At 41.8% G+C, this 3,545-nt stretch carries 2 protein-coding genes, 1 tRNA gene and 2 rRNA genes (1 of these 5 cut by a window edge); all 5 read left to right on the forward strand.

Annotation, left to right across the window (positions count from 1 at the left end; translation table 11 throughout):
• A 23S ribosomal RNA gene (locus G3997_RS01540) occupies positions 1 to 2,256 on the forward strand; it begins 197 nt to the left of the window's first position.
• A 135-nt stretch (positions 2,257 to 2,391) separates the two neighbouring features.
• Positions 2,392 to 2,465 (forward strand) — tRNA-Gly (locus G3997_RS01545).
• Between the two features lie 16 nt (positions 2,466 to 2,481).
• Positions 2,482 to 2,598 (forward strand): 5S ribosomal RNA (gene rrf / locus G3997_RS01550).
• Positions 2,599 to 2,811: 213 nt separating this feature from the next.
• Complete coding sequence (locus tag G3997_RS01555) at positions 2,812 to 3,258, forward strand: hypothetical protein (RefSeq protein ID WP_296647008.1); 447 nt, start codon at positions 2,812 to 2,814, stop codon at positions 3,256 to 3,258.
• Between the two features lie 53 nt (positions 3,259 to 3,311).
• The gene (locus G3997_RS01560; RefSeq protein ID WP_296647012.1) at positions 3,312 to 3,491 is read left to right on the forward strand and encodes a hypothetical protein; all 180 of its coding nucleotides are present in this window, start codon (positions 3,312 to 3,314) and stop codon (positions 3,489 to 3,491) included.
• Positions 3,492 to 3,545 lie beyond the last annotated feature (54 nt).

A 3,545-nucleotide genomic window follows, 5' to 3' on the forward strand; every position in this document is an offset into this window, starting at 1 on the left:
TAYTTAAGGTGTGGAGCTGTAGCGAAAGCGAGTCTTAAATGGGCGATTAAGTTGCATGTCGTAGACCCGAAACCGGGCGACCTATCCATGAGCAGGTTGAAGCGAAAGTAAAATTTCGTGGAGGACCGAACCCACGAGCGTTGAAAAGCTCGGGGATGACTTGTGGATAGCGGTGAAATTCCAATCGAGCCCGGAGATAGCTGGTTCTCCCCGAAATAGCTTTAGGGCTAGCCTCAAGGTTGAGAGAAGCGGAGGTAGAGCACTGAATGTCCTAGGGGGTATTGCACTTACCGAAGACTATCAAACTCCGAATGCCGTATTCTTATACTTGGGAGTCAGACTGTGGGTGATAAGATTCATAGTCAAAAGGGCAACAGCCCAGATCGTCAGCTAAGGTCCCTAAATGTACGTTAAGTGGTAAAGGATGTGGGATTGCACAGACAACCAGGATGTTGGCTTAGAAGCAGCCACTCATTTAAAGAGTGCGTAATAGCTCACTGGTCGAGTGATTCTGCGCCGAAAATTTCCGGGGCTAAAACGTACTACCGAAGCTACGGCATCATTTATGATGGGTAGGGGAGCTTCGTATGCAGGCTGAAGCATGACCGTAAGGACATGTGGACAGTATACGAGTGAGAATGTTGGCATGAGTAGCGAGACGTGGGTGAGAATCCCACGGGCCGTAAACCCAAGGTTTCCAGGGGAAGGTTCGTCCGCCCTGGGTTAGTCGGGACCTAAGCCGAGGCCGAAAGGCGTAGGTGATGGACAACAGGTTGATATTCCTGTACCGCCAATAAGCGTTTGAGAGATGGAGTGACACAGTAGGATAAGCTAACCACACTGTTGGTTATTGTGTGGCTAAGTATTGAGGCAGTCTAGATAGGCAAATCCGTCTAGGCAATGCTAGGATACGATGGGTAAGCCCTTCGGGGCGAAGTAGCTGATTTCACACTGTCAAGAAAAGCTTCTATCGAGTTTAAAGGCGCCCGTACCGTAAACCGACACAGGTGGGTGAGGAGAGTATCCTAAGGCCAGCGAGAGAACTATTGTTAAGGAACTCGGCAAAATGACCCCGTAACTTAGGGAGAAGGGGTGCCTGTCTATGACAGGCCGCAGAGAATAGGCCCAAGCGACTGTTTACCAAAAACACAGGTTTCTGCTAAGTCGCAAGACGATGTATAGGAGCTGACGCCTGCCCGGTGCTGGAAGGTTAAGGGGATCTGTTAGAGCAATCGAAGCAGTGAACTTAAGCCCCAGTAAACGGCGGCCGTAACTATAACGGTCCTAAGGTAGCGAAATTCCTTGTCGGGTAAGTTCCGACCCGCACGAAAGGCGTAACGATTTGGGCACTGTCTCAACAATAGACTCGGTGAAATTGTAATCCCGGTGAAGATGCCGGGTACCTGCGACAGGACGGAAAGACCCCATGGAGCTTTACTGTAGCTTGACGTTGGGTCTTGGTACTACATGTACAGGATAGGTGGGAGACTATGAAGCATGGACGCCAGTCTGTGTGGAGTCATCCTTGGGATACCACCCTTGTAGTACTGGGATCCTAACCATAGGCCTTGAATCAGGTCTTGGAACACCGTCAGGTGGGCAGTTTGACTGGGGCGGTCGCCTCCTAAAAAGTAACGGAGGCGCTCAAAGGTTTCCTCAGCACGGTCGGAAATCGTGCGAAGAGTGTAAAGGCAAAAGGAAGCTTGATTGCAAGACATACAGGTCGAGCAAGGACGAAAGTCGGACTTAGTGATCCGGTGGTACCGCATGGAAGGGCCATCGCTCAACGGATAAAAGCTACCCTGGGGATAACAGGCTTATCTCCCCCAAGAGTCCACATCGACGGGGAGGTTTGGCACCTCGATGTCGGCTCATCACATCCTGGGGCTGTAGTAGGTCCCAAGGGTTGGGCTGTTCGCCCATTAAAGCGGTACGCGAGCTGGGTTCAGAACGTCGTGAGACAGTTCGGTCCCTATCCGTCGTGGGCGTAGGAAATTTGAGAAGACCTGTCCTTAGTACGAGAGGACCGGGATGGACGTACCTCTGGTGTACCAGTTGTTCTGCCAAGGGCATGGCTGGGTAGCTATGTACGGAATGGATAAGCGCTGAAAGCATCTAAGCGCGAAGCCAACTTCAAGATAAGATTTCCCACCGTAAGGGTAAGACCCCAGGAAGACTACCTGGTTGATAGGTCGAAGGTGTAAGTGCAGTAATGTATTTAGCTTATCGATACTAATAGGTCGAGGACTTGACCAAAATAATGATGGAAAATTAAATGATATGTAGTTTTCAGAGTATTAACTAGATAATAAGGATGATTTCGGTTGCTAAAATAAAATGATTAATATGTAAATGATATGCAGTTTTCAGAGTATTAACTCTAAAACTTATGCGGGTGTAGCTCAATGGTAGAGTTCCGGCCTTCCAAGCCGGCTGTGAGGGTTCGATCCCCTTCACCCGCTCCAAACAAAATAAAGATTATGTGGTTATTATAGCAAAGAGGATACACCTGTTCCCATACCGAACACAGAAGTTAAGCTCTTTAGCGCTAATGGTACTTGGTGGGCGACCGCCTGGGAGAGTAAGACGTAGCCACGTAATCTTTTTTTATTGTTAAAAAAGATAGTATAAATCCTAAGCACAATTTTATTTAGTTAAGAATATGCCGTTGATATAATTTTATATCAACGGCTTTTAATATATTTAGATAAATGTAAGAAATGTATTAGCCACGTAATCTTTTTTTATATTTATATCACCTTTAAAATTCATTTTGTATATAATAATAGAAAGGTATTAAGAGGTGGGTTTATGAAAAATATATTTAAAGCATCAGAAGAATTATTTTTTTCTATATTAGTAATTGCTTTAGTATCTTTTCTCTACTTTAACTACATTTCTATGAATGAATTCACATTATTATTAGGTTTAGTATTTAGTTGTATATATTTTTTAGTGAATTTTTATATAGGTTATAAATATAAATTTAAATTAATGAGAGCATTGGCTGTAGGTACTATAGGCTCAGCTATGGGATTATTTTTAATTTTCTTTTCTTTGTACGCTCAGTTCATACTAGATATGCCTAATTTTGCTACTTGGGTAGTAGAGCCTTATTTTATACCAACAATGTCAATTGTAAAATTATTTTCTATAGATATAAACTATCTATATGCACCATTATTAGTGATTATAAATTTATTTTTAGTTGTAGCTGGATCTATGCTTAAAAATATTATGAATAAATTATCTATGTAAAATAAATACTTATATTATGATATAAAAATATAAGCTAAAGACTAGGTGATTATATGTATGAAGTACAAATGAAATATGCAGATTTATTTAATTTTGATACATTAAAATTTACTTGTGAAAATTTTAATATAAGTAATGATGGATATATATTTGAAAATATAACTATAGATAATTTTATATTAAATGATTTAGAAGTAAAAAATGAAGATATAGCTTTGATAAAGATTAATTAGAACAGCCAATAGGCTGTTTTTTTACTGTATAAAATTTATAATAATAAAAATTTA

Origin of the sequence: Romboutsia sp. 13368, from assembly GCF_018336475.1 — a bacterium.
In the GTDB taxonomy this organism is placed as follows: Bacteria; Bacillota; Clostridia; order Peptostreptococcales; family Peptostreptococcaceae; genus Romboutsia.